A 23,460-nucleotide genomic window follows, 5' to 3' on the forward strand; every position below is an offset into this window, starting at 1 on the left:
ACTATTCCCGCCCGTGAACCGGATCGTTCTCCAAAAGGATCGGCTTGCCATGCGGTGTCGCGTGGGCGGCGCGTTGCCACGCCGCAGCGACTGCATCGACATCCGGCTGCCCGGCGACGCCCTTTTTGGTGATCAGCACCTCCAGCGCCCGCAGCCAGTGCACATAATAGTCGCTGCCGTCCTGGGCTGCGTCAGGCTTTTTCAGTTCGGCCGAAAGCGTCTCGGCCCATTCGCCCCATGAAAACAGGCCCCGCTCGTGCAGTGCCACGACCATGGCGAAGGCCTGCGCCTGCCATGGCTCGGCAAATACCGGTGCATCGCCGCCCGGCATTGGCAAAGGTTCGACAATTTCAGGCGGGCTCAAGATAGCTCTCCCAAGCATCTATGGAGACCGTCAGCGTCGGATCGGCGCCCTCGCCCCAGATCTCCGCGCCTGTAAACACAACTGTATAGACCCATTGCGGGCTCTCGCCATTGCCATGCGCGTTGCTGTCGGGAAATACGAATCCGTCGCGCAGGGCCTCGACTACACCCTCCCTGTCGCGCGCGTAACGCGGCAGCCTTGTGTGCCCTTGCGGATGAAAATTCTTCGTCCGCACCCTGTCGCCGGGCGCAAAGCGTGGCTGCCTGGCCACCGGTCGGTCGCAAGGTCCGCCCCTGGCCAGCGTCGCCGGCACGTCCTCAGCCTTCAGCACGCGCTTCGGTGTCGCGCCGGGTCCATCGGCAGTGCCATGCGCCAATTCCCCAGCGGTCACGAAACCGTGCCTTTTCAGCAGTGTTTCCAGCGCCTTGATCCAGATTTCATAGTAACTGGATGAGTAATAGTCTGTCGGATGCAGACTTTCGCGCGCATGCCGGCTTTCATCGATATTCCACGCACCGAAGGCGCCGGCGGCAAGCGTCACCCCCAATGCGCGCTTTTCCCATTCGGCATGGAAGATCGGCTCGTCCTTTTCGGGTGCGACGGGCCCGAACCCCATCTGCCCGCCAAGGTCCTGCGGCCCGTTCATCTTGCACCAGGCTCCAAGGCAAGGCCGGTGCCGATCATGGAATCGCGCGTCACCAATGTTGCCAACGCCTCTTCATCCAGTGCCTCGGTGTCCTTCGGCCGCATCGGCACCACCAGATAGCGCAATTCGGCAGTCGAATCCCAGACGCGGATTTTCGTTTCCTCCGGCAGCGCGAGGCCGAATTCCGCCAGCACGCCGCGCGGATCGATCACCGCCCGTGAGCGATAGGGCGGCGCCTTGTACCAGACCGGCGGCAACCCCAACACGGTCCATGGATAGCAGGAGCACAGCGTGCAGACGACGAGGTTGTGCGTATCGGCAGTATTGAAAACCGCCTGCATGTGTTCGCCCTGTCGCCCGGTGAAACCAAGCGACGCGATGGCTTCAGTCGCATCGCGTTGCAGCCAGCCGGCGAAGTCAGGATCGCTCCAGGCCTTTGCCACAACTTTCGCGCCATTTCGCGGACCGACCTTGGTTTCGTAGGTCTCCACGATCACATCTATCGCAGCCGGGTCGATCAGCCCCTTTTGCGTCAGGATCGTTTCCAGCGCCCGCACCCGCGCCGCCATCGGGTCGAGTTCATTGTCGTGATGATGATGGTCGTGGTCGTGGCTCATGCGGAAAGACTAGGCTTGCCGCGCTGGCCTAGCAAGTGGCTCAGCGCAGCATCGGCCAGACCGTCGCCGCCAGCATCAGCCCCATGATGATGTTGAACCATTTGAGCCGCGTCGGATCGGACAGGAAGCTGCGCAGCGCCGTACCAAAACCCGCCCACGAGGAAACGCTCGGCAAGTTCACCACGGCGAAAGCCACCGAAATCAGCAGCACGGAGACGAAAGGCGCTTCGGGGCTGGTGTAAACGGCCATGGCGGTGAAGGCCATCACCCAGGCCTTGGGATTGACCCACTGGAAAGCCACCGCCTCCCAGAACGACATCGGCCTGGCTCCCTCGCTGCCGCCATTGTCCATCGAGCGCGACATGGCGATGCGCCAAGCAAGATAGAGGAGATAGGCACCACCGGCGACCTTGAGCAAAAGGTGGAAAGCGGGGAGTGCGCTCAGCACTGCCCCAAGACCAAAGCCGACGCCCAGCAACAGCAGCAGGAAACCGAAGCCGATGCCCAGCATATGCGGCACCGTGCGCACGAAGCCGAAATTTACCCCCGATGCCAGCAGCATCAGGTTGTTCGGCCCCGGTGTTATCGAGGTCACGAAGGCATAGACCAGCAATGCGAGGAATGTTTCGGCAGGCATGGGCACCAATTTATGTCAGCAATACTGCCCTATAATGGCAGATCGCGGAGCGGCAGGCACCGATCCATCAGCGATCCGCCGCTTATGCCAAGTTTTGTCCTGGACAGGTCACATCCCCTGCGGGCCACGATTCATCGCCGCTACGCCCGTGCGGCAAACCTCGACCAGCCCAAGCGGCTTCATGATGGCAATGAACTGCTCGATCTTCGACACCTTGCCGGTGATCTCGAAGATGAAATGCTCGGTATTGGCGTCGATCACATTTGCGCGGAAGGCGCCAGCCAATCGCAAAGCCTCAACGCGGGAATCGCCGGTGCCGGAAACCTTGACCAGCGCCAGTTCCCGCGCCAGCGGCCTTTCCTGGCCAAGCTCGGCCGCCCGCACCGAAAGATCGACGACGCGATGCACCGGCACGATGCGCTCGAGTTGGTGCTTGATCTGCTCCAGCACATGCGGCGTGCCATTGGTCACGATGGTAATGCGCGACAGATGCCTTTCATGCTCGGTTTCCGAAACCGTCAGGCTCTCGATATTGTAGCCGCGGCCCGAAAACAGGCCGATGACGCGGGCAAGCACGCCCGGTTCGTTGTCGACGAGGACCGAAAGCGTGTGATGTTCGGGCCGTTCCGTCTCCTTGGAGATGAAATAAGCCGAGCCGGTCGGTTGAAGTTGCGCGTTCATCTATGAATCCCGATCTCAAATTTCTGCGATAGCGCCCTGACTCCGCAGGGAAATCCCTGACGCCAGAAGTCACATTAAACCAGTTCGCGACCCTTGGCGTCGATGGCATTTGCCACCGCTTCGTCGGTCGCCTCGTCGGGCAGCAGCATTTCATTATGCGCCTTGCCGGAGGGGATCATCGGGAAGCAGTTGGCAAGTGCCGCCACGCGGCAGTCGAAGATCACCGGCTTCTTCACCTCGATCATTTCCTTGATCGCATCGTCCAGTTCGCCCGGCTTCTCACAGCGTATGCCGTGGCAGCCATAGGCCTGTGCCATGAGGACGAAGTCCGGCATCGCTTCGGTGTAGGAATGAGACAGGCGGTTGCCATGCAAAAGCTGCTGCCACTGCCGCACCATACCCATATACTGGTTGTTCAGGATGAAGATCTTGATCGGCGCATTGTGCTGCACCGCCGCACTCATTTCCTGGATCGTCATCTGCACGGAAGCATCGCCGGCAATGTCGATCACCAGCGCATCGGGATGCGCGATCTGCACGCCCAACGCCGCCGGCAGGCCGTAGCCCATGGTACCCAGCCCACCCGATGTCATCCAGCGATGCGGCTGGTCGAAATGGAAGTGCTGTGCGGCCCACATCTGGTGCTGCCCGACCTCGGTGGTGATGTAGGTGTCGTGGCCCTTCGTCAGTTCGTAGAGCCGCTCGATCGCATATTGCGGCATGATGATGTCGGCGTTTTGCGTATAGGCGAAGCTGTCGCGCGCACGCCAGCGAGCGATCTGCTCCCACCAGGGATGCAACGCCTTCTTGTCGGTCTTGGCGGTCGCCCGCCACAGCCGCACCATATCCTCCAGCACGTGCCCGACATCGCCCACGATCGGAACATCGACCCGGACGTTCTTGTTGATCGACGACGGGTCGATGTCGATGTGGATCTTCCGGGAATTCGGCGAGAACGCATTTAACCTTCCGGTGATGCGGTCGTCGAAGCGCGCACCCACGCACAGCATGACATCGCAATCATGCATGGCCATATTGGCTTCGTAGGAGCCGTGCATGCCCAGCATGCCGATCCAGTTCTTGCCCGATGCCGGATAGGCGCCGAGCCCCATCAGCGTGGAGGTGATCGGCGCGCCGGTCAGTTCGACCAGTTCGCGCAGCAGATGGCTCGCTTCCAATCCGGAATTGATGACGCCGCCGCCGGAATAGATGATCGGCCGCTTCGCCGCTGCCAGCAGATCTACCGCTTCCTTGATCTGGTTGAGGTCGCCCTGCACCTTCGGATGATAGCTGGTGCGCGGCGAGGTTTGCGGAGGCGTGTAGATGCCTTTGGCGAACTGCACGTCCTTCGGCACATCGACCACGACGGGGCCAGGCCGGCCGGTCGTGGCGACGTGAAATGCCTCATGCAGGACGCGGGCCAAATCATTGACGTCCTTGACCAGCCAGTTGTGCTTGGTGCAGGGCCGCGTAATACCGACCGTGTCGCATTCCTGAAATCCGTCGGAGCCGATCAGCGTCGTCGGCACTTGGCCGGTAATGCAGACCAGCGGGATCGAATCCATCAGCGCATCCTGCAACGGTGTCACCGCATTGGTGGCGCCGGGGCCCGAAGTCACCAGCATCACGCCGGCCTTGCCGGTCGAGCGGGCATAGCCCTCGGCCGCATGCCCTGCCCCCTGCTCGTGCCGAACCAGAATGTGTTCGACCTCCTCCTGCTGGAAAAGCTCGTCATAGATCGGAAGGACCGCGCCGCCCGGATAGCCGAAAATATGCTTGACGCCATTGTCCTTCAGCGCCTGCACCACCATTTCGGCGCCCGTCATCTCCCGCCGTCCGGTCTCGTTCTGTCCGTTGCTCATCGGTCTGGTCCCGTTTCTTCCGCTTCTTTCAGCAATTGCTGGTCGTATCGGTATTTTCGCCAATAAAAAAGGCCCCCGAGGGAGCCTGTGTGCAGCGCATGGGAGGATTTCGCCCGGCGGTTACACCGCCTTGCCCACGCGCCGTCCTACTACGAGAATGAGTGCTATTTTCATGGTCGCGGACCATAAGGGCGACGCGGACGACGTGTCAATCGAATTATTGGCAACACCGCCAGTCCACCGGCATTGTCGCGATCGGCTTTACTCTTCCTACACCACGCCGCAACACGCCAGCTTAACCGGCCTTTGCTATGAAATGACGGAGCACGCATCGGGGGCTTGTCGTCAATGTATGTGGATCAGGAGCGATCGACGGGAGAGACTACTCCGCAGGAACGCCGCGACGAGGGGCAGCCGGATGCGCGCATTCTCGGCCATGTCGTCCATTGCGACGGCGCCCGTGCCACCATCGCCGCCCATGCCAATAGCGCTGCCGGTAGTGCCGATGGTCTGTGGACCGTCGGGCGCATGATCTCCATCAATCTCGGCACCAGCCGCACGGTGGGATTGGTCTACTCGATCGGCAAGCCGGATCGGACCTGGAACAGCAATGGCCTTAACCCCATCGAAGTCGGCGTCGAACTGGTCGGCGAGGTCCGCGACGGGGTCGATGGCGGTCCGCCCGTCTTCGACCGTGGCATCACCACCTATCCCTATGTCGGCGCGATTGCCCACCGCATCCGCGGCCGCGACCTGCATGCCGTCTACGACCTTGCCGGCCGCCAGGCGATCACCATCGGCAAGCTGTCGCAGGACGAGAGCATGGATGCCTGTATCGCCGTCGAGGACACGCTGGCCAGGCATTTCGCGATTGTCGGCACCACCGGCGTCGGAAAATCGACCGCCGTGTCGCTGCTGCTGCGTAAGACCATTGCCGCTCAGCCCAATCTGCGTGTGCTGATCCTTGATCCGCACAACGAATTCTCCGCTGCCCTGCCCGATCTCAGCGTCAGGATCGACACGGCCTCGCTCGACCTTCCCTTCTGGTTGTTCCAGCTCGAAGAATTCGCCGAAGTCCTGTTTCGTGGCCGCGAAGTCGTGCCAGAGGAACTCGACGTGCTGCGTGATCTCATTCCCCACGCCAAGAGCCTCTACCGCAATCCCAATGCCGGCGCCTATCTGCGGCGCGGCAGCGATTCGCTGACCGCCGACACGCCGGTCCCTTACCGCATCGCCGATCTCATCAAGCAGTTGGACGAGCGCATGGGCCTGCTCGACAGCAAGAACGACCGTCCGGTCTATCGCGCGCTCAAGACGCGTATCGAAGCAGCCGTCAGCGACCCGCGCTATCGTTTCATGTTCGCCTCGCGGCTGGTGGAAGACACGATCCACAAGACGATCGGCAATATTTTCCGCATCCCGCATGACGGCAGGCCGGTGACCTGCTTCGAGATGGCTGGTATCCCGTCAGAAGTCGTCAATTCCGTCTGTTCGGTCCTGGCACGGCTGGCCTTCGATCTGGCTTTGTGGAGCGAGGGCAAGCTTCGGCTGCTGGTCCTGTGCGAAGAGGCCCATCGCTACATGCCGGCGGATTCACGCCTCGGCTTTGCCCCGACCCGCCATGCGCTGTCGCGCATCGCCAAGGAGGGGCGCAAATATGGCTGCTATCTCGGTGTGGTCACTCAGCGTCCCGGCGAACTCGACCCGACCGTGCTGTCGCAATGCTCGACGGTGTTTGCCATGCGGCTCGCCAATGAGCAGGACCAGGCCATCATCCGCTCGGCGGTATCGGACTCCTCCACCTCGACCCTGTCCTTCCTGTCTTCCATGGGCCAGCGCGAGGCGATCGCCTTCGGCGAAGGCGTGGCAACCACCATGCGGCTCAAATTCGAGCGCCTGCCGTCACATCTGATACCGGGTACAAGCAGGCGCGATCACCATCTGCCCACTCATGAAGATGGCAACGACGTCGATCTGGCCGGAATTGTCGAGCGGTTGCGCAACCTGCCGCGACCGCAACAGGCGAGCACAGGTATTGGTTTCGCCGATCCGGTTGCCGTGCAGCGCCAGGCCGGTGATCCCGACTATCGCAGCAAGCCGGCTGTCCATATTCCGCTGCAGGACGACGATCTTGACGCTGGCTACGGCCTCAAGCCGACCACGTTCGGCTTACGGCCTCGCTCCGATTGAGCCGTCGAAGGCGTAGGCTTCATCCGGATTTCGGACATTACCCCGGAAATTCCCGTTCAGACATTTCAGGCGCAGACGCGATTTCGCCCCTGCTTCTTGGCGTGGTAGAGATGCTTGTCGGCGCGGCGGAAGAATTCTTCGGCACTTTCCCGCTTGTCCCAGACGGCCAGGCCAACGCTTGCAGTGATCTTCAGGCGCACATTGCCTGACAACACAGTTGTTGCGGCAATCCCCCGACGGATGCGTTCGGCCAGCTTGATCAGCATGTCGCCATCCATGTTGGGTGCCACGACCGCGAATTCCTCGCCACCGAGTCTCGCCACCACATCGTGATAGCGTGTCATGTCCTTCAGGCAACTGGCGACGGCACGCAGCACCTCATCGCCCATATCATGGCCGTGCGTGTCATTGACTTGCTTGAAATGATCGAGATCGAGGATCATCAACCCGACCGGCTTGTCGATACGGCGGAACTCCTGAAGATACTCCTTCAACGCATCGTCGAAATAACGCCGGTTCTGCATGCCGGTCAGCCCATCGGTCAGGGCTGCGTGTTCCAGCGTTTCGGAACGTGCGCTGAGCGAGGCGGCCATGGCACGCAACTTGTCCTCCTCCTTCACCTGCGTGCGCAGCAGCGGGTAGATGAAGAAGACGCCAAAGAACAACGCGGTCGCCAGAAGCACGCCCGTCGTAAACAGCAGCTTGGACAGATAGTCGATATGGGCCATTCGCTCCGAATGGTCCAACGACCCGTTGAAAATCTGAAGCGCACCATAGGCGTGCACGGTCACCACGCCCGCGGCCAGGACAACCGTTATGAATACGAAAAATGCCGTTTCCGATTGATGGAAGCGCATATGGTTTCCACTACAAAGTCGAATTCCTTATCCCATGCCTGGCCTTACGGAGAGTTAATCACGGCAACCTCGACGCGAAGTCGCCATTGGCGCCCGAAAGAGGGTTCATGATGTGGAATTCTTGCCCGCCCGTTTACTTTCAAGGATTCTGAGGCGTCAGACGTCTCCATTCCTGTCCAAGCTGGTGACGGAACCACGTCGCCTGCCGCTTGGCATATTGCCTGGTTGCAATTTTTGCGCGCAGAATTGCCTCGTCGAAGGAAATTTCACCCGTATCGGCCGCCTGAAGCTCGCGAACGCCGATCGCCTTCATGGCCGGCAGTGCCGGATCAAGCCCCATCGCCGTCAGCGCCCGCACCTCTTCAAGCGCACCTTCAGCCAGCATACCCTCGAAACGCCGGTCAATGCGATGCACAAGTTGCGCTCGCTCCGGCTCGGTAACGAAGAAGTGAGCGCTGGCGTGATCGACCAGAGGCCGCCCGCGCTCGGCCTGCCATGCCAGGATCGATTTTCCTGATGCCTCCAGTACCTCCAGCGCGCGCACGATTCGCTGACTGTCAGTCGGCTTGAGGCGAAGTGCGGCCTCCGGATCTTCGCGCATCAGCACCCGATGCAGTTGATCCGGCCCCTCTTCCATCAGCCTGTAGCGCCAGCGTTCACGAACTGGCTGCGGAATATCCGGCATTTCCGACAAGCCCTCCACCAGCGCCCGAAAATAGAGCCCGGTACCGCCAACAAAGATCGGCACCTTGCCGGCAAACGTGCCCTCATCGATCAATCTCATCGCATCACGCAGCCACATACCGGTCGAATAGGCCGTGGCCGGCGATATGTGGCCGTAGAGATAGTGGGGAGCACGTCGCAATTCTGCCTCGCTCGGCCGTGCGGTCAGCACGTTCAGGACCGAATAACCCTGCATGGAATCGGTATTGACCAGGACGCCGCCCTTGCGTTCCGCCCAATCCAAGGCCAGTGCCGACTTGCCGCTGGCGGTCGGCCCGGCTATCAGGATCGCATTCTTCAGCAATCCCCTGTCCTTGCCGGAATCTTCGATGTCACTGGTCGCCACGCTCATTTCCCACCCGGCTCAACGCCATCTGTCGCCATCGCTGGCGAATATGGCCCTAACGGCGGTGGGTGCAACCCGCATCGACGTCCTGGCGCCGGCAATTGCCTGCGATCTGGCGCTGCCGCAAGGCCTGTCGGCACCTGAGGCGACCGAAATCCTGCGCCGGGCGATCGGCTCGGAGCCGTTGGACCTCGTCGTGCAGGAACAGGCGACGCGAAGGAAAAGAATTCTTCTCGCCGACATGGACTCCACCATGATCGACCAGGAATGCATCGACGAACTGGCCGACGAGATCGGTGTCAAGGATCGTGTCGCCGCCATAACCGCGCGTTCGATGAATGGCGAGATCGCCTTTGAGCCGGCCCTGCGCGAACGCGTCGCCCTGCTCAAGGGGCTGGATGCGGCCGTCATCGACCGCATTATCTCCGACCGGCTGACGCTGGCATCGGGCGGCCGCGAACTGGTCGCCACTATGCGAGGCCACGGCGCCTATGCCGCCCTCGTCTCGGGCGGCTTCGACCTATTTACCGCACGTATCGGCGCCATGCTTGGTTTTGACGAGAACCGTGCCAACCATCTCCTCCAGATCGACGGCCGCCTCACAGGCGAAGTCACAGAGCCGATCCTTGGCCGCAGCGCCAAGGCCGAAGCGCTGATCGAGATCAGCTCGCGGCTTGGCCTGTCGCCCGCCGATGTGATTGCCGTCGGCGACGGTGCCAACGACCTCGACATGATCCGCCTTGCCGGCACCGGAGTGGCCTTGCATGCCAAGCCGATGGTGGCGCAGCAGGCTTCCGTGCGCATCGACCATGGCGATCTCACGGCCCTGCTTTATCTCCAGGGTTATCGCCAGCAGGACTTCGTTGCGTGAAGCCGATCCACACAAAGCGCCTCATCCTGCGCAATTGGGAAGAGCGGGATCGCGACCTGTTCTTCCGGATCAATTCGGATGACGCGGTCATGGAATTCTTTCCGTTCCGCCGCGACCGGGCGCAGTCCGACGCGATGATGGATCACCTGCGCGACGAGAATTCAGCCAAGGGCTATGGCTGGACCGCGGCGGAGATCGCGGCAAGCGGCCAATGCATCGGCTTTATCGGCCTGCACGACGTCGAGATCGAACCGGTCGTGCCCGCCGGCTCGGTGGAGATCGGCTGGCGGCTCGCACCGGAATTCTGGGGCTTCGGCTATGTCACGGAAGCCGCGCGCGCCTTGCTCGGTTTCGGTTTCGAGACGCTGGACAAGCCCGAGATCATCTCCTTTGCCGTGTGGGACAACACGCGGTCCACCGCCGTCATGGAGCGGCTTGGCATGCGCCGCGATATTGCGGCGGATTTCGACCATCCTGGTGTTCCCGATACGCACCCGCAGTTGAAACTGCCATGTCCTCTACCGCCTGTCGCGCGAAGACTGGCGCCGAGGAAAGATGGCGGCCGGATAGACGTAGCGCATTTTTTCCCTACCCCCTCTCCGTCTCGGCTTCGCCTCGACACCTCTCCCCAGAGGGGCGAGGAACCCAGGTCCTGAAAGGTCTTAGCAACGGTTTTCCCTTGCCCCGCCCGCAAATGCGTCTGGTGGTCTTTGCCCCGCCCTTAAGCTGCCTTGCCCCGCCCCTCTCCGCCTCGCTGCGCTCGGCCCCTCTCCCCAGAGGGGCGAGGAACCCATATCCTGCGAGGGCTGCGAGCCTGCGAAGGCTAATCCATCCGCACAGTGACGAAGCGCAACTCACCGGTCTTGGAGGCCAGCATCAGCAAGGCGTTCTTGCGCCCCTGCTCCTTCAGCTTGCCGATGCGGTCCGTGACCTCCTTTGGCGACGATACCGATTCCTGGGCGATTTCGGTGATCACCTCGCCGGCCAATATGCCGCGCTCGGCTGCAGGCGAATTCGGCTCTACCTGAGTGATCACGACGCCGGAAATTTCCGGGCCGATCTCGAACTTGCTGCGCGTCTCGTCACTGAGTTCGCCGATCGTCATGCCAAGGACCGATGCGGTCGCAATCTCGCCGCCCTCCTCATCGGTAGGAGCCGCGTTCTCGCCATCGGCCAGTTTCTCGCCATCCTCAAGACGGCCGAGCGTCACCTTGACGGTCTGCTCGACGCCCTTGCGCACGATCTCGACATCGACCGCCTTGCCGACGGGGCTTTCCGCCACCACGCGCGGCAGGTCGCGCATTTCGTCGACTTGCCTGCCGTCAAATTTGGTGATGACGTCACCGGGCAGGATCGAGCCATTGTCGACCGGCCCACCCTTGATGACACCGGCGACCAGCGCGCCCTTCGCGATCTTCATGCCGAGGCTTTCGGCAATCTCGTCCGTCACCGGCTGGATGCGCACCCCAAGCCAACCGCGGCGCGTCTCGCCGAACTCGGCAAGCTGGCTGACCACGCCGGCTGCAAGCTCCGAGGGGATGGAGAAGCCGATGCCGATCGAACCACCGGAAGGCGAGATGATGGCTGTGTTGATGCCGACCACTTCGCCATACATGTTGAACAGCGGGCCGCCCGAATTGCCCCGATTGATCGCAGCATCCGTCTGGATGAAATCGTCATAGGGGCCGGAATTGATGTCGCGGTTGCGCGCCGAGATGATGCCGACGGTCACCGTTCCGCCAAGGCCGAACGGATTGCCGACCGCCATGACCCAGTCGCCGATCCGCATCGTCGATGAATCGCCGAACTTCACCGCCGTCAGCTTCTTCAGCTTCGGATCGACCTTGAGCACGGCGATGTCGGTCTTGGTGTCGGTGCCGACCAGTTCGGCCTTCAGCTTGGAACCGTCGGAGAAATTCACCTCGATCTCGTCGGCATCGGCGATCACATGGTTGTTGGTGACCACAATGCCCTTTTCGGCATCGACGACGAAACCGGAGCCGAGCGACTGCACCTTCTGCGGACTGCCGTCACTGTTGCCCTGACGATCCTTGAAGAAATCGTCGAAGAAGTCCTGGAACGGCGAGCCTTCCGGCAATTGCGGCATCGGCACGGTCCCCTCGCCGCCGCCCTTTACCGTCTGCGACGTCGAGATATTGACCACGGCACCCAGAAGCCCTTCGGCCAGATCGGCGACCGAGGCTGGCCCCTGCGCCGGCGCGCGCGGCTGTTCCTGCGGCGTCGTTTGCGGCTCGGGCGCCGGAACACGCGGCTTTTCCTGTGCCAGCACAGGCGTTGCCAGATAGGGCGTTGCGACCGCGCAGGCCATGAGGGCGGCGGTAGCCGCGACAAGCAGTGTCGAAAGGCGGGGCAGGACGATATTGCGTGTCATGGACTGAATTGCCTCCGGCTATCGGGAAAAACGCGGCCACCTCTCAGGAGGCCACGTCATCTTGGCAAGAAATAAGGCGTGTTTGCGACCTTGGCTACAGCCAGTTCGACAATCTTGCGTTACCCCCGGCACAGCCAGACGATGGCGACGCCGATCGCAATTGCCGCAAGCCCGGCCACCCGCAATGCGTTTTCCGGCACCGAAAGCACTTCCGACGCCAGTTTTTTCGCAAGGTTGGGAAAGCCGCCATAGATCAGCCCTTCGATGACGAGGACCAGACCTATGGCGACGAAAAAGTCCGACACCGGGCGGGTTACTGGTTCGCGCCGGCGGCAGGAGGCTGGGCAGCCCCGGTAGCCGGCGCGGTCGAGGCGGGCGCTCCGGTCGCGCTGCGGAAGAAGCGGAAGAATTCCGAATCCGGCGAAAGGACCATCGTGGTGCCGGTTCCTTCAAGGGCAGCACTATAGGCCTTCATCGAACGGTAGAATTCGAAGAAATCCTTGTCGCGCTCGAATGCGGCGGCAAAGGCGGCGTTACGGGCGGCTTCGCCCTCACCGCGCAGGATTTCCGATTCCTTGCGCGCCTCGGCCACCGTCTCGATCACCTCGCGGTCGGCCCGGGCGCGGATGCGCTGTGCGGCTTCGCGGCCGCGCGCCCTCAGCCTCTCGGCCTCGGCAAGACGCTCGGCCTTCATGCGCTCGAAGGTCTGCTCCGACACGTCCTGCGTCAGGTCGGTGCGGCGGATGCGGACATCCTCGATCTCAAGCCCGAGCGACGTGGCGTCAGGCCGCAACTGGTCGCGCACTTCACGCATCATCGAGGCCCGCTCCTCCGAAAGTGCTGCCTCGAAACCGCGCAGACCGTAGACCCGGCGAAGCGCCGCGTCGAAACGGGTGCGCAGCCGCGCCTCGGCCAGCGATATGTTGCCCGAAACCGCCTGACGGAAGCGGCGGGGATCGGAGATCCGATAGGCGAGGAAGGCATCGACATCGTAGAACTTGCCGCCGGAAACCTGGACGCGGATGTCGTCGAGGTCGAAGCGCAGCACGCGGTTTTCGACCATCTGGACATTGTCGGCCTCAAACAGGCCGAACGGCGCCTTGAAATAGATGCCCGGTTCGCTCTTGACGTCGACGATCTCGCCGAAGCGCAGGATGATCGCCTGCTGCTTGGCGTTCACCACGAAAACCGACGAATAGAGAATGAACAGCAGGGCAACGACGATGAAGCCGATAAGGGGAAGCCGGTTAGCCATCAGTTATTCCCTCCGGCATTGCTCATGCTGGGCGTGGCAGGAGCGGCTGGCGCCGCCGGTGCACGTTTCTGCAGTTCAGGCAGGGGCAGATAGGGAATGACGCCCTGGCCATTGCCCTGCCCGACGATGACCTTGTTCGAGCCCTGAAGCACCTTTTCCATGGTTTCAAGGAACAGGCGTTCGCGTGTGACATCGGGAGCCTTGGCATATTCCTCATAGACCGAGATGAAGCGCTGCGCCTCACCCTCGGCTTCCTGGACGACGCGGTTCTTGTAGGCGGCCGCCTCTTCGCGGATCTGGGCTGCCTCGCCTCGTGCCTGGCCGAGTTTCTGGTTGGAATACTGGTTCGATTCCTCGACGAAGCGGTCTTCGTCCTGCTCGGCACGCTGCACCTCGGAGAACGCATCGGCAACCTCGCGAGGCGGCGAGGCATCCTCGATCGAGATCGCGTTGACGGTGAGGCCCGAGCCATATTCATCAAGCGAAGTCTGGATGATTCCGCGCACGGCGTCGGCAATGCCTTGGCGGTCGTCGCGGAAGATATCCTGTGCGGGACGGCGGCCGACAGCCTCGCGCATGGCGCTTTCGGCCACTTGCCGCAACATCTCGTCAGGATTGGAGACATTGAAGAGATAGGCTGTCGGGTCGGAAACCTGGAACGCCACCGAGAACTGGACATTGACGATGTTCTGGTCGCCCGAAAGCATCAGGCCCGAATCGCTTGTCTCGCGCGTGCCCGAACCGATATTGATCAGCTTTTCAGCAGTGCTTGCCCGTTCGACCGTTTCCACCGGCCACCAGTGGAAATGCAGGCCGGGCTGCGACAATTCGGCTTTCGGCTTGCCGAAGCGCAGTTCTACAGCGACCTCGTCGGGCTGCACAGTATAGACTGCCTGGAAGGCCCAGAAGACCAGCAGCGCCACGGCAATCAAGCCGAAAAGCGCGGGGTTGCCTGCGCCACCGCCGGGAAGGATATCCTTCAGCCGGTCCTGTCCGCGGCGGATGATATCTTCGAGATCAGGCGGAGTGCCTTGCGGACCAACCGGACCACGCGGCCCCTGTCCCCACGGTCCGCCGCCATTGCCGCCGCCGCCACCCCATGGACCGCCGCCGCCGCCGCTCTGATTTTTCCAGGGCATGAATGTCCTTCCAGTTCAAACTTCGGCGCACAGCCCGCTACCGCGCGCACATCGTGCTTCTTGTATAGGGACGCCATGGCCGGCTTTCAACGTAATCGCTGTCTGCACAAGCCTTTTTCGCCAACGGCACGATCCTATCCTTCAATGCACGCCCGCGCGCCGTTCGTAAACCGTATAGCGTGTCGCATGGCTGTCCTTCTCGCCGGGGGGTATGTCGGCGGCACGAACCTCGCGCCACACGGCCGGATCGATCGGCGGAAACCGCGTATCGCCGTCGACCTCGGCCAGAACATGCGTGACATAGAGCCGGTCGGCGAGCGGCAGCGCCTGGCGATAGATCTCGCCGCCGCCGATGACACAGATTTCATCGGCAGTGGCCATGCAGCGCGCCCGAACGGTTGCAAGCGTGACCGCCTCTTCGAGCGAGCCGGCAACCTCCGCCCCTTCCGCCCGGAAACCCTGATCGCGCGTCATCACGATGTTCAACCGGCCAGGCAACGGACGGCCGATGCTTTCCCAGGTCTTGCGCCCCATGATGATCGGCTTGCCCATCGTATCGGCCTTGAAGCGCTTGAGATCGCTCGACAGGCGCCATGGCAGGCCGCCATCGCGCCCGATTACGCCGTTCTCGGCAATCGCCACCAGGATCGCAAGTTCCATAGCGTTCAAACCTTCACCGGAGAGTTTAGGACCAATCGACATTCAGGTTTCGGGCGTGGCGCGAGCCGGATTTCGGTCCTGAACAGGAGAAAAGCGCAAGGCGGTGTCGACCACCGTCGAGCATTTTCGACACATTCAGGGCCGAAATCCGCCGCGTCCCGAAGGGATATGGCCAAAATCGTCCATTTCCGCGTCGCGAAGCCTCGACGCAGGACCACTGCGCCTTCGGCTCCGCTCCTCGAACTGAACGATTTTTGCTCATACCACGCCTCAAAACCCTGAATGTCGATTGGTCCTAGTCCTGCATCACGGCCTGCCGCCGGTATCGGACGGCGGCGAATAGCGCAGCAGCAACTGCCAGACCGCATAACAGACGGCGCCCGAGGCGACGAGCGCCCAGACCTTCTCGCCGGCGGCAATTTCCACCCCCGTCCAGGCGACGCACACCGCAACCACCGCGATGCGGCGCCACAGAGGGCGGAAAAAAGGATGTTCATTGTCCTTGGTCACTGTGCCTCCGGCTCACGCCGCCTCCTCGGCTCAAACGGCGATGGGCGCGCGGATATTGGCATCGGCGACATAATTCTCCAGCCGGAAATCCTCATAACGGAAGGCGAAGAGGTCGGTGACGGCCGGGTTGATCCACATGGTCGGCAAGGGCTTGGGGCTCCGCTGCAACTGCTCGCGCGCCTGGTCGAAATGGTTGGCGTAGAGATGCGCATCACCGAGCGTATGGATGAATTCACCGGGCTGAAGCCCGCTTACCTGCGCCACCATCATCGTCAGCAGTGCGTAGGATGCGATGTTGAAGGGTACGCCGAGGAAAATATCGGCTGAGCGCTGATAGAGCTGGCAGGAAAGCCTGCCTTCCGCCATATAGAACTGGAACAGGCAGTGACAGGGCGGTAGCGCCATCTCATCCACCTCGGCCGGGTTCCAGGCCGAGACTATCAGCCGGCGCGAATGCGGGTTCTTGCGCAACTCGCGCAGAAGATTGGCGATCTGGTCGATCTCCCCGCCGCCAGGCGCCGGCCAGGAGCGCCATTGCTTGCCGTAGACGGGGCCGAGATCGCCACTCTCGTCGGCCCATTCGTCCCAGATGGTGACGCCGTTTTCGTTCAGGTAACGGATATTGGTGTCGCCGGCCAGGAACCACAGCAGTTCGTGAATGATCGATTTCAGATGCAGTTTCTTGGTCGTGGTGACCGGAAACCCCTCAGAGAGGTCAAACCGCATCTGGTAGCCGAAGACGGAGCGCGTGCCGGTTCCGGTACGATCACCGCGGTCGGTACCGGTTTCAAGGACATGGCTGAGAAGGTCGAGATATTGGCGCATCGGCTCCGCGTCGATTCGGGAAAGCAACAGGCCGATCATAGCCGAAGCCCGGCTATGCGCCTATGCATATCCAGGCTTTCCGCGCCGCCCCTCTCCCCTCCATGCACAAGCGATGGACGGCAGGGCGAGCACAAAATATTTTCTAAAGCGCGCCGAGCTTGCCGAGTTCCTTGGCCGCCAGATAGTAGAACGTCACCCGGCTCTTGGTGTTATCGGCCGACATCGCCTTGCAGACCTTTTCGATTGCCGCATCCGCCTTGGCGCCATCGGATACGCCGAGTTTCTTGGCGATCCAGTTTGCCTTCACGCGATCGAGTTCCTTGGCATCGGTGCACGAAACCAGCGACGAATCGCGGTTGCGCAATGCAATGCCCAGATGTTTGACGATCTTGTTGACCACATCGGCATCGGCGCCGGCATCATATTTCTTCACGTCTGCAACATAGTCGGTCATGAAAGTTCCCCTCGTAGAACAGGACTTCGCAGAGCGAGGAGCCGCGACTCACAATCGGTGCACTGACCCGACGATCCTCACTGTGGCGAACCTTCGGTTGTGGATGCACAACCTGTCAAGCCCGGGTATTGTTTGATGACCGCCGGCCCTTTCATTCGCCGCAATATCCCCCTATATTCCGAGGGTCAGCTTGACTGACTATGGCGATAAATGGGCGATGCAATAAGCCGTTCGGACCCGGGGGCGGTACCCGGCGCCTCCACCAAAAGCCGCTGCTCACACCATTCGGGAGCGGTTTTTGCTGGGGGCGAAACAGGATCGACGAAGGTGTAAAGATCGTACTTTTGCCCGGCATTGTACCACCGTTATCGGGCTAACTCAGTAGTTGCAAACGACAACTATGCGGAAGCACGTCTCGCCGCTTAATGCGGTGCGATAGCTTCAAATCAAGTCCTAGCGGTTCGCACCTCTAGGCGGGGTTCGGAGGTACCTGGCAACAGAAACCTCCACTTCCTTTCTCTCACTCTCACTGCATTTCGTTCGCTGCCTGCTGCCGCATTTGCGTCACGCAGCGCCGGACTCCGCAAAGTTTCCTGCGAAAGCTCGCCATGCAATCCGATGCCAATCATTCAGATTCCGATCGATTCTTCGTGCTCACCGGCGGCCCTGGTTCGGGCAAGACCACCTTGATTTCAGCCCTGAGCAAAGCCGGCTTCCACTCAACAGTCGAAGCAGGCCGCGCCATCATCCGGGACCAGGCGACCATTGGCGGCCCGGCCCTGCCATGGAACGACCCGGCCTTGTTTGCCGAACTGATGCTGAATTGGGAGATGCGCTCGCATGCCCTCGCCTCCGCACAGGCCGGACCGGTATTTTTCGACCGGGGCGTGCCGGACATCGCTGGTTACCTGCATGTGTGCGGATTGCCCATCCCTGAGCATGTCGAGGCCGCAACCAGGACCCTGCGCTACAACCGCAAGGTGTTCATCCTGCCGCCATGGAAGGAGATTTTCGGCGAAGACAGCGAACGCAAGCAGGATTTCCAGGAGGCCGTGCGCACCCATGAAGCGATGGTCGAAGTCTACACGGCCTTCGGGTATGAACTGGTCGCGGTGCCTTGCCTGCCCGTTGAAGAGCGGCTGCACTTCGTTCTGGCTGCGGCCGGTCTTTCGAACATTGCCGCAGCCAAATAAGCTTGTGGACAACCGCAGCAGCTTTGCTGCGCCGCAATATTTACAGCGCGAGATCGCACGGAAACGCTATATGCGGTTTACGCCGGGCCCAAGCTTGATTACAGCTATTCAGTCGATTCACCGGAACAGTTTCAGCACATGGCCGAGGACCATATCCGCTACGATATTCTTGCCCAGGAAGCATTGCGCGGGGTCATGCGCAAGGTTCTGGCGGAAGTCGCGCGCACGGGTCTGCCGGGCAGCCACCACTTTTTCATCACCTTCCTGACCGGTGCGCCTGGCGTGCGCATTTCAAGCCGCCTGCGCGAGCGCTACCCGGAACAGATGACGATCGTCATCCAGTTCCAATATTGGGACCTCAAGGTGAATGAAAGCGGCTTCGAGATCGGCCTGTCATTTTCGGACGTGCCGGAAAGGCTTGAGATCCCCTTCTCGGCAGTGCGCGGCTTTTACGACCCTTCCGTCAATTTCGAACTCGAATTCGACGTCAAGACCGAGGAGCCGGACGAGGACGCCGGCGAGCCGGCAAAGCTTTCCCCGCCGCCGGCAACGATCCAGCCCGCCGCGACAGAGCCGAAGAAGAAGGCCAAGGAGCCGGCCAAGGGCTCAGAGGGCGAAGCAGCACCGGCGAAAGGCGCCGACGTGGTTTCACTCGATGCCTTCCGCAAGAAATAGCGCAGAATTGCCGGCGCGAAGCTGGTCGCGCTTCAGGATTTTTTCCTGAAACAACAAGCTGTTGGCCCGATTTTCGGAATCAGGTTCTGAGCAATGTCCGACATCATCAATCTGCGCCTCGCCCGCAAACGCAAGACCCGAGCCGCCAAGGAACAGGTCGCCGAGCAGAATCGCGCCCGCTTTGGCCGCACCAAGCTCGAAAAAGCCGAGTCCCGAAAACTGGCCGAGCGCGAATCTCGCCTTCTGGACGCCCATAAGCGGGACCGCCCCGATGACGGCGAGGAAAAATGAGCCTGGTGCGCAAACGTTCGGTGACGATCCGAGGGCACCGCACCAGCTACTCGCTTGAGGAACCGTTCTTTGACGATCTGGTATCCATCGCCACACAGCGCGGCCTGACACTGGCTACCCTTGTGGCTGAAATCGATGAAAACCGCCCGCGCGAGGCCAATTTGTCGTCGGCGCTTCGGCTCTATGTGCTGGAATGGGCGAAGGGCGGCGGGAACCGCGCCGAATAGGAAAAACGTCTCTATTCGCCCTCATGCAGGGATTTGAGGAACTCATCGACCGAAAACGGGTCGAACGGCTTGGGCTCCTGCGTCGCCGCCCCTGCTCCGCTACCATCCGCCGGCGGCAAAGGCGCGCGCTCGATTTCGCGCGCGGGACGGGCCTTCTCAGCCTCGCGGCGTGCCTGTTCCTCGGCGGCCAGCCTTTCGGCCTCCTGTTTCCTGCGCGCCGCTTCCATCTCGGCTGCCGCCGCCTCGGCTTCAAGCCGCGCCTGTTCGTCCGCCCGCGCCTGCGCCTCGGCTTCCGCCCGTGCGGCCTCCTCTGCGATCCGCGCGCGTTCCAGCCCTGCCGCCCGTCGCCTGTCCTCTTCCTCTTGCTGCAGCCGCTGCATTTCGGCAGCCCGCACCCGCTCTTGCTGGAGTGCCGCATAGTAGCGGGCTTCGCGGCGCAGCCGCTGCTTCTCCAGCACCGCCGCCTGCATGGCCTCTACCCTGGCCTGTTCCCGCTCCAGCGCCCGCTGGGTCAGGAACTGGGCGAGCGGCTGCGTGTCGAGCGTACGGGTTGTCGCCATGGGCGGCCCCGAAAGAGCAAAGCGCAGGCTTGGCTCGGAACCCGCCAGCGCCTCGTCGCCCGGCGCATAGGCGATGGTGCCGTCAAGCACGGCATTGCCTTGGTTGAGATCGGCGCGGATATCGGCAGACACTTTCACCGCCGGATTTTCAAACGTGACCGGAGGCGCGCGCAAGATGCCGCCAGCGACCGTGAAGGCGATTTCCGCATCGGCCACCGGCAGCACCCCGGCCGCCGCAATATCGGGTGCGAACGCCGCCGTCTGATCGGCATTAATGTCGCGGCCGGCGGCATCGGCCTTGGCGATGAAGCTGCTGAACGCCTGCGGGTTGATACCCGGAATGACGAGATTTTTCAGTACCGTCGTGCCGGACCCCGAAAGCGTAGAGACAAGGCCGCCCACCGATTTGCCGCCGGCCGTCAGCGCGGTCGAAAAATCGCCGCTGCCATTCAGCCCGGCACCGGCCAGCGCCAGCGCCAGATCCGCCCCGTCGAGCTTCATCTGGCTTGAAAACAGGCCCGTCCCGCCATTGTTCTTCAATTCGAACAGGCCAGACAGCGCCCCGCCGTAAAGCTTGGCCTTGACGTCGGAAAGGCGCAGGCCTTCGGCACTCAACTCCAATGCCAGGCTGGCGTCGTAAGCGGTCGCGAGCCCGCCTACAGCCACCGTCCCTGCCGAAATCTGCAGATCGACGGCACCCGGCGCGAAGGATTTTTGCCGGAACGGCACTGCGGACCAGCGCCCTTCGGCCGGCTGTAGCGCCTCCTCGCCCAACACCATGGCAATGAACGGGCCAAGGTCGATCTCGTCGAGCTTGAGTGCACCGCCCAGATGCGGCAAGCCGTCTTCAAGCTTGGCGTTCAGGCCTCCCGTAACCGCTCCCTCATTGACGACGCCTTCCAGTCTGTCGAGCGTGAGAACGCCCTCCCGGTAACCGCCCTCTGACTCGAGCGAGACCGGCGTACCCAGCCCCATCCCCGGCAGGCCGACGCCCATCGTCATCAGCCATGGCTCGATGTCGGCAGCCTCCAGACCAATCCGCCCTTGAGCAAAGCCACCCTTTTCGTCCCGGCCGGACGTGCCGGTAAAGCTCGCCCGGAAATCCTCTGCGGTCAAATGAAATGTCGTATCCAGCCCGCCTTCGAGCGTGCCCTTGGCCGACGCAGTAAGGTCGCCGCCGCCGGTGAGGCCAAGCGGCAGCGCAGGCGCACCGGCCAGCGCCAGCAACCGCGTCGCATCCTCGTTGCGCGCCGAAAAAGACAAGGCAAGGCGTGCCTGGCCGAGGGCTTGGAGCGTTCCCTTAGCCGTCAGGTTGGCCGAGATCGCCGAGCCGCCCGCATCGCCCTGCACACTCAGCGCCAGTCCGGTCGCCCCGCCATCTTCGGCTGCCGCGCTGGCCACAAGGTCGATCCGCGCTTCCTCGAACAGGCCCGGATAGGCGTTCGCCCGCGTATCGAGGCCCTTGAGCAGCGCATTGTCGGGATAATGCTGCGCCGCCAGTGAAATCAGCGGCGCCAGATCGGCGGCAAGGATCGAGGCATCGAGATTGCCGGTCGGACTTTGCGGGAAATCCTTCACCCGGCCGGTCGCGCTCAGCGAGGCGCCCGCCAGCCCGCCGATCGACAACCGGTCGATTTCCAACAGTCCGCTGCGCAGCCGCAGTGCCGTGTCTACGGTTTCAGCCGTCAGCCCGCCTGCCGTCACCGGCCCGGCCTTGATCTCGAAATCGAGATCGCGGTCAGCGAAGCGGTTGGCGCCCTTGTCGCTGACGAAAAGCGAGGCGAAGGCGGCAAGCCCGTCCACATCCAGCGCCTCGCCGTCGAGTTGCAGCAGCACCGAGGGGCGCATATCCGGCGGCTGCCGGCTGTCGATCCGGCCGCGGAATTTGGCATCGCCGAGCACCAGTTCCAGATCGCTGAATTTCTGCCGCTGCCCGGTCATGTCGACTGTCGCCTTGAAACCGGCGGCCGGCAGCCGCCTGATTGCCTCGTCGACATCGCTCGCCACCCAGGCGGCAAAGCCTGAAGGCTGGCCGACCGCCAGCAGCAGCGAACCGGCGAAGCCGAATTCGTGGCCGGTGCGCAAGAAGCCGTCGGCTTCAAGCGTGGTGCGGCCAGGCAGCGTCGCAGCCAGAGACTTGACGGTCCAGCCGCCATCGGCAGGCTCGGCCGAAAGATGCACATCGCGCACGGTGGTGTCGCCGGCAACGATCGCCGGCAGATTGACCTCGACCTTGCCGGGCATGGACAATTTCGGCAGATCGGCGAGCGCTCTTTCCAGTGCGGCGATCCGCTCGGCCAGCGTCAGGCCGGCACCACTCTCGCTGCCGGCCACAGCCTCGTCGAAGCGCACCTGCGCGCCCTTGGTCTCAATGAAAAAGCGCGGCTCCTTGCCCAGTTCGACAAAGGCTGTCCCATCTGCCGTATAAGGATTGTCCAGCGGTCCCGTTTCGAAGCGGAACGCCTCGATGCCAAGCCGTTGGTGATCGAGCGAGAATTCCCCATTCAACCGGAAGCCGGGTTCCGGCTTCAGCGCCTCGATCTTCACGCTTTCGCCGCCGCTGCCTCGCAACGCCTCGGCTTTCTTCTCCTCCCCCATGATCTTGAACTGGCCGGAATAAAGCGCCTTGCCCTTTTCGATCCGGGCATTGCCGTCAGCTTCGATCGCCAGCGGGTAGAGACCAGGGTCCACTCGCAGCCGCAGCCGCATGGCGCCATTCTCGTCCACCTGGCCGGTCGAGGCAGCAAGCGTGGTCGACATCCCGTCCACCAGAACCGTGCCATTGGCGCGCCAAGGTCCGGCAAGCGACTTGGCCGAAATTGCGGTGTTGATCTGCGAAAGCAGATGCGTGCGCCCGCTGGCGGCATGGCGGATCGCCACCTCGCCGTCCGTCACCGTCAGCTTTTCCAGCGCGATGCGATGCGGGTCGAAGGGTGTGGAGGGCCGGATCGCCCAGTCGACGGTGCCATCCGCCGCGATGTCGATCACTGCCTTCGGCCGTACCAGCCGCATGTCGAAGATAAGGAATTCACCGCGCAGGAAGGGCGCCAGTTCCGCATCCATGGAAAATTTCTCGACCGTCATTGCCGGCTGGCGGCCATTCGCGCCGCCGACCGAAACGTCCGAGAAGGTCACGGAGGGAAACGGCAGCAGCCGGGCGGTCGCAGCCCCTTCCACCGTCACCTTGCGCCCCAGAACCGCGCTTGCCTCGCGCTCGAAATCGCCGCGATATGAGGTCCAGTCGATAAAATACGGCCCCACCAGCGCCGCCGTCAGCACCAGTACGATCAATCCGCCAATGAATACAAAAAGTCGTGCCAGCATCACCTATCGGCAGTCCACCCCCATGAGTCGGCTACTCTATGCGCATCGTGGTGTTGATTAAATGGCAATTGCGGCAACCGACCGGTCACCTCTTATTCGCTGCCGCCGCGCCCGCTCTCCAAAACCTCCCTTCGAAGGATGCGCTTCCCCCAACTGTATGT

At 62.2% G+C, this 23,460-nt stretch carries 23 protein-coding genes, 1 other RNA gene and 1 pseudogene; 8 read left to right on the forward strand and 17 right to left on the reverse strand.

Annotation, left to right across the window (positions count from 1 at the left end):
• Window position 1 precedes the first annotated feature (1 nt).
• The 6 genes from EET67_RS09950 to EET67_RS09975 form a co-directional block, all read right to left on the reverse strand.
• On the reverse strand, window positions 2-331 hold the full coding sequence (locus EET67_RS09950) for a nitrile hydratase accessory protein (RefSeq protein ID WP_128626167.1): 330 nt from the start codon (window positions 329-331) through the stop codon (window positions 2-4).
• A gap of 19 nt (window positions 332-350) precedes the next feature.
• On the reverse strand, window positions 351-1,010 hold the full coding sequence (gene nthB / locus EET67_RS09955; RefSeq protein WP_128625973.1) for a nitrile hydratase subunit beta: 660 nt from the start codon (window positions 1,008-1,010) through the stop codon (window positions 351-353).
• Entirely contained in the window at window positions 1,007-1,627 is a 621-nt protein-coding gene (gene nthA, locus EET67_RS09960) for a nitrile hydratase subunit alpha (RefSeq protein WP_128625974.1), read from the reverse strand. Before nthA ends, nthB begins: the two co-directional genes overlap by 4 nt.
• Window positions 1,628-1,667: 40 nt before the next feature.
• The gene (locus EET67_RS09965) at window positions 1,668-2,264 is read right to left on the reverse strand and encodes a LysE family translocator (RefSeq protein WP_128625975.1); all 597 of its coding nucleotides are present in this window, start codon (window positions 2,262-2,264) and stop codon (window positions 1,668-1,670) included.
• A gap of 108 nt (window positions 2,265-2,372) precedes the next feature.
• Window positions 2,373-2,945: an acetolactate synthase small subunit gene (gene ilvN / locus EET67_RS09970; RefSeq protein ID WP_128625976.1), complete on the reverse strand. Its 573-nt coding sequence runs from the start codon at window positions 2,943-2,945 to the stop codon at window positions 2,373-2,375.
• Between the two features lie 74 nt (window positions 2,946-3,019).
• On the reverse strand, window positions 3,020-4,807 hold the full coding sequence (locus EET67_RS09975; protein WP_128625977.1) for an acetolactate synthase 3 large subunit: 1,788 nt from the start codon (window positions 4,805-4,807) through the stop codon (window positions 3,020-3,022).
• Window positions 4,808-5,155: 348 nt separating this feature from the next.
• Here EET67_RS09975 and EET67_RS09980 point away from each other — a divergent pair, with 348 nt between their 5' ends.
• Window positions 5,156-6,997 carry an ATP-binding protein gene (locus tag EET67_RS09980; RefSeq protein WP_128625978.1) on the forward strand — a complete coding sequence of 614 codons (1,842 nt, stop codon included), beginning with the start codon at window positions 5,156-5,158 and terminating at the stop codon, window positions 6,995-6,997.
• Between the two features lie 65 nt (window positions 6,998-7,062).
• On the opposite strand, the gene EET67_RS09985 is transcribed toward EET67_RS09980, so the two are convergent.
• Window positions 7,063-7,854 carry a GGDEF domain-containing protein gene (locus EET67_RS09985; RefSeq protein WP_128625979.1) on the reverse strand — a complete coding sequence of 264 codons (792 nt, stop codon included), beginning with the start codon at window positions 7,852-7,854 and terminating at the stop codon, window positions 7,063-7,065.
• A gap of 139 nt (window positions 7,855-7,993) precedes the next feature.
• Window positions 7,994-8,929 (reverse strand): tRNA (adenosine(37)-N6)-dimethylallyltransferase MiaA, encoded by a 936-nt coding sequence (gene miaA, locus EET67_RS09990; RefSeq protein ID WP_128625980.1) that lies wholly within the window; start codon window positions 8,927-8,929, stop codon window positions 7,994-7,996.
• On the opposite strand from miaA, the gene serB reads away from it, so the two are divergent.
• Window positions 8,907-9,794 carry a phosphoserine phosphatase SerB gene (gene serB, locus EET67_RS09995; protein WP_128625981.1) on the forward strand — a complete coding sequence of 296 codons (888 nt, stop codon included), beginning with the start codon at window positions 8,907-8,909 and terminating at the stop codon, window positions 9,792-9,794. The two genes, miaA and serB, sit on opposite strands and share 23 nt — an antisense overlap.
• Window positions 9,791-10,364, forward strand: a pseudogene (locus tag EET67_RS10000) (GNAT family N-acetyltransferase). The gene serB and the pseudogene EET67_RS10000 overlap by 4 nt, the downstream one beginning before the upstream one ends.
• A 253-nt stretch (window positions 10,365-10,617) precedes the next feature.
• Here the strand turns inward: EET67_RS10000 and EET67_RS10005 are convergent.
• The 8 genes from EET67_RS10005 to EET67_RS10040 form a co-directional block, all read right to left on the reverse strand.
• Complete coding sequence (locus EET67_RS10005) at window positions 10,618-12,186, reverse strand: DegQ family serine endoprotease (protein WP_128625982.1); 1,569 nt, start codon at window positions 12,184-12,186, stop codon at window positions 10,618-10,620.
• A 119-nt stretch (window positions 12,187-12,305) separates the two neighbouring features.
• A complete protein-coding gene (locus tag EET67_RS10010; RefSeq protein WP_128625983.1) occupies window positions 12,306-12,491 on the reverse strand; it encodes a DUF2065 domain-containing protein in 186 nt (61 codons plus the stop codon).
• Between the two features lie 8 nt (window positions 12,492-12,499).
• Complete coding sequence (hflC, locus tag EET67_RS10015) at window positions 12,500-13,441, reverse strand: protease modulator HflC (protein WP_128625984.1); 942 nt, start codon at window positions 13,439-13,441, stop codon at window positions 12,500-12,502.
• The gene (hflK, locus tag EET67_RS10020; RefSeq protein WP_128625985.1) at window positions 13,441-14,580 is read right to left on the reverse strand and encodes an FtsH protease activity modulator HflK; all 1,140 of its coding nucleotides are present in this window, start codon (window positions 14,578-14,580) and stop codon (window positions 13,441-13,443) included. The genes hflC and hflK overlap by 1 nt, the downstream gene beginning before the upstream one ends.
• 141 nt (window positions 14,581-14,721) lie before the next feature.
• Window positions 14,722-15,240, reverse strand: a complete 519-nt coding sequence (locus tag EET67_RS10025; RefSeq protein ID WP_128625986.1) for a dihydrofolate reductase — start codon at window positions 15,238-15,240, stop codon at window positions 14,722-14,724.
• Window positions 15,241-15,546: 306 nt separating this feature from the next.
• Complete coding sequence (locus EET67_RS10030) at window positions 15,547-15,750, reverse strand: DUF3329 domain-containing protein (RefSeq protein ID WP_128625987.1); 204 nt, start codon at window positions 15,748-15,750, stop codon at window positions 15,547-15,549.
• 30 nt (window positions 15,751-15,780) lie between these two features.
• Complete coding sequence (locus EET67_RS10035) at window positions 15,781-16,575, reverse strand: thymidylate synthase (protein WP_128626168.1); 795 nt, start codon at window positions 16,573-16,575, stop codon at window positions 15,781-15,783.
• Window positions 16,576-16,717: 142 nt separating this feature from the next.
• Complete coding sequence (locus EET67_RS10040; protein ID WP_128625988.1) at window positions 16,718-17,029, reverse strand: DUF2853 family protein; 312 nt, start codon at window positions 17,027-17,029, stop codon at window positions 16,718-16,720.
• Between the two features lie 145 nt (window positions 17,030-17,174).
• On the opposite strand from EET67_RS10040, the gene ssrA reads away from it, so the two are divergent.
• The 5 genes from ssrA to EET67_RS10065 all read left to right on the forward strand — a co-directional run bounded on the left by ssrA (window position 17,175) and on the right by EET67_RS10065 (window position 19,415).
• Window positions 17,175-17,540, forward strand: a transfer-messenger RNA (tmRNA) gene (ssrA, locus tag EET67_RS10045).
• 97 nt (window positions 17,541-17,637) lie between these two features.
• Window positions 17,638-18,222: an AAA family ATPase gene (locus EET67_RS10050; protein ID WP_128625989.1), complete on the forward strand. Its 585-nt coding sequence runs from the start codon at window positions 17,638-17,640 to the stop codon at window positions 18,220-18,222.
• A gap of 138 nt (window positions 18,223-18,360) precedes the next feature.
• Window positions 18,361-18,897 (forward strand): SspB family protein, encoded by a 537-nt coding sequence (locus EET67_RS10055; RefSeq protein ID WP_128625990.1) that lies wholly within the window; start codon window positions 18,361-18,363, stop codon window positions 18,895-18,897.
• Between the two features lie 93 nt (window positions 18,898-18,990).
• Window positions 18,991-19,188, forward strand: a complete 198-nt coding sequence (locus EET67_RS10060; protein ID WP_128625991.1) for a DUF4169 family protein — start codon at window positions 18,991-18,993, stop codon at window positions 19,186-19,188.
• Window positions 19,185-19,415 carry a ribbon-helix-helix domain-containing protein gene (locus tag EET67_RS10065; protein WP_128625992.1) on the forward strand — a complete coding sequence of 77 codons (231 nt, stop codon included), beginning with the start codon at window positions 19,185-19,187 and terminating at the stop codon, window positions 19,413-19,415. Before EET67_RS10060 ends, EET67_RS10065 begins: the two co-directional genes overlap by 4 nt.
• Window positions 19,416-19,426: 11 nt before the next feature.
• Here the strand turns inward: EET67_RS10065 and EET67_RS10070 are convergent, their stop codons facing one another.
• Window positions 19,427-23,299 carry an AsmA family protein gene (locus tag EET67_RS10070; protein WP_128625993.1) on the reverse strand — a complete coding sequence of 1,291 codons (3,873 nt, stop codon included), beginning with the start codon at window positions 23,297-23,299 and terminating at the stop codon, window positions 19,427-19,429.
• Window positions 23,300-23,460: the final 161 nt, after the last annotated feature.

Origin of the sequence: Borborobacter arsenicus (genome assembly GCF_003934165.1) — a bacterium.
GTDB classification, from domain to species: Bacteria; Pseudomonadota; Alphaproteobacteria; order Rhizobiales; family Rhizobiaceae; genus Pseudaminobacter; species Pseudaminobacter arsenicus.

Bases quoted from the DNA above. Each gene is read 5' to 3' on its own strand.
- EET67_RS09950 (WP_128626167.1), bottom strand. From the start codon at position 331: ATGCCGGGCGGCGATGCACCGGTATTTGCCGAGCCATGGCAGGCGCAG.
- nthB (WP_128625973.1), bottom strand. From the start codon at position 1,010: ATGAACGGGCCGCAGGACCTTGGCGGGCAGATGGGGTTCGGGCCCGTC.
- nthA (WP_128625974.1), bottom strand. From the start codon at position 1,627: ATGAGCCACGACCACGACCATCATCATCACGACAATGAACTCGACCCG.
- EET67_RS09965 (WP_128625975.1), bottom strand. From the start codon at position 2,264: ATGCCTGCCGAAACATTCCTCGCATTGCTGGTCTATGCCTTCGTGACC.
- ilvN (WP_128625976.1), bottom strand. From the start codon at position 2,945: ATGAACGCGCAACTTCAACCGACCGGCTCGGCTTATTTCATCTCCAAG.
- EET67_RS09975 (WP_128625977.1), bottom strand. From the start codon at position 4,807: ATGAGCAACGGACAGAACGAGACCGGACGGCGGGAGATGACGGGCGCC.
- EET67_RS09980 (WP_128625978.1), top strand. From the start codon at position 5,156: ATGTATGTGGATCAGGAGCGATCGACGGGAGAGACTACTCCGCAGGAA.
- EET67_RS09985 (WP_128625979.1), bottom strand. From the start codon at position 7,854: ATGCGCTTCCATCAATCGGAAACGGCATTTTTCGTATTCATAACGGTT.
- serB (WP_128625981.1), top strand. From the start codon at position 8,907: ATGTCACTGGTCGCCACGCTCATTTCCCACCCGGCTCAACGCCATCTG.
- miaA (WP_128625980.1), bottom strand. From the start codon at position 8,929: ATGAGCGTGGCGACCAGTGACATCGAAGATTCCGGCAAGGACAGGGGA.
- EET67_RS10005 (WP_128625982.1), bottom strand. From the start codon at position 12,186: ATGACACGCAATATCGTCCTGCCCCGCCTTTCGACACTGCTTGTCGCG.
- hflC (WP_128625984.1), bottom strand. From the start codon at position 13,441: ATGGCTAACCGGCTTCCCCTTATCGGCTTCATCGTCGTTGCCCTGCTG.
- hflK (WP_128625985.1), bottom strand. From the start codon at position 14,580: ATGCCCTGGAAAAATCAGAGCGGCGGCGGCGGCGGTCCATGGGGTGGC.
- EET67_RS10025 (WP_128625986.1), bottom strand. From the start codon at position 15,240: ATGGAACTTGCGATCCTGGTGGCGATTGCCGAGAACGGCGTAATCGGG.
- EET67_RS10035 (WP_128626168.1), bottom strand. From the start codon at position 16,575: ATGCGCCAATATCTCGACCTTCTCAGCCATGTCCTTGAAACCGGTACC.
- EET67_RS10040 (WP_128625988.1), bottom strand. From the start codon at position 17,029: ATGACCGACTATGTTGCAGACGTGAAGAAATATGATGCCGGCGCCGAT.
- EET67_RS10050 (WP_128625989.1), top strand. From the start codon at position 17,638: ATGCAATCCGATGCCAATCATTCAGATTCCGATCGATTCTTCGTGCTC.
- EET67_RS10055 (WP_128625990.1), top strand. From the start codon at position 18,361: ATGGCCGAGGACCATATCCGCTACGATATTCTTGCCCAGGAAGCATTG.
- EET67_RS10060 (WP_128625991.1), top strand. From the start codon at position 18,991: ATGTCCGACATCATCAATCTGCGCCTCGCCCGCAAACGCAAGACCCGA.
- EET67_RS10065 (WP_128625992.1), top strand. From the start codon at position 19,185: ATGAGCCTGGTGCGCAAACGTTCGGTGACGATCCGAGGGCACCGCACC.
- EET67_RS10070 (WP_128625993.1), bottom strand. From the start codon at position 23,299: ATGCTGGCACGACTTTTTGTATTCATTGGCGGATTGATCGTACTGGTG.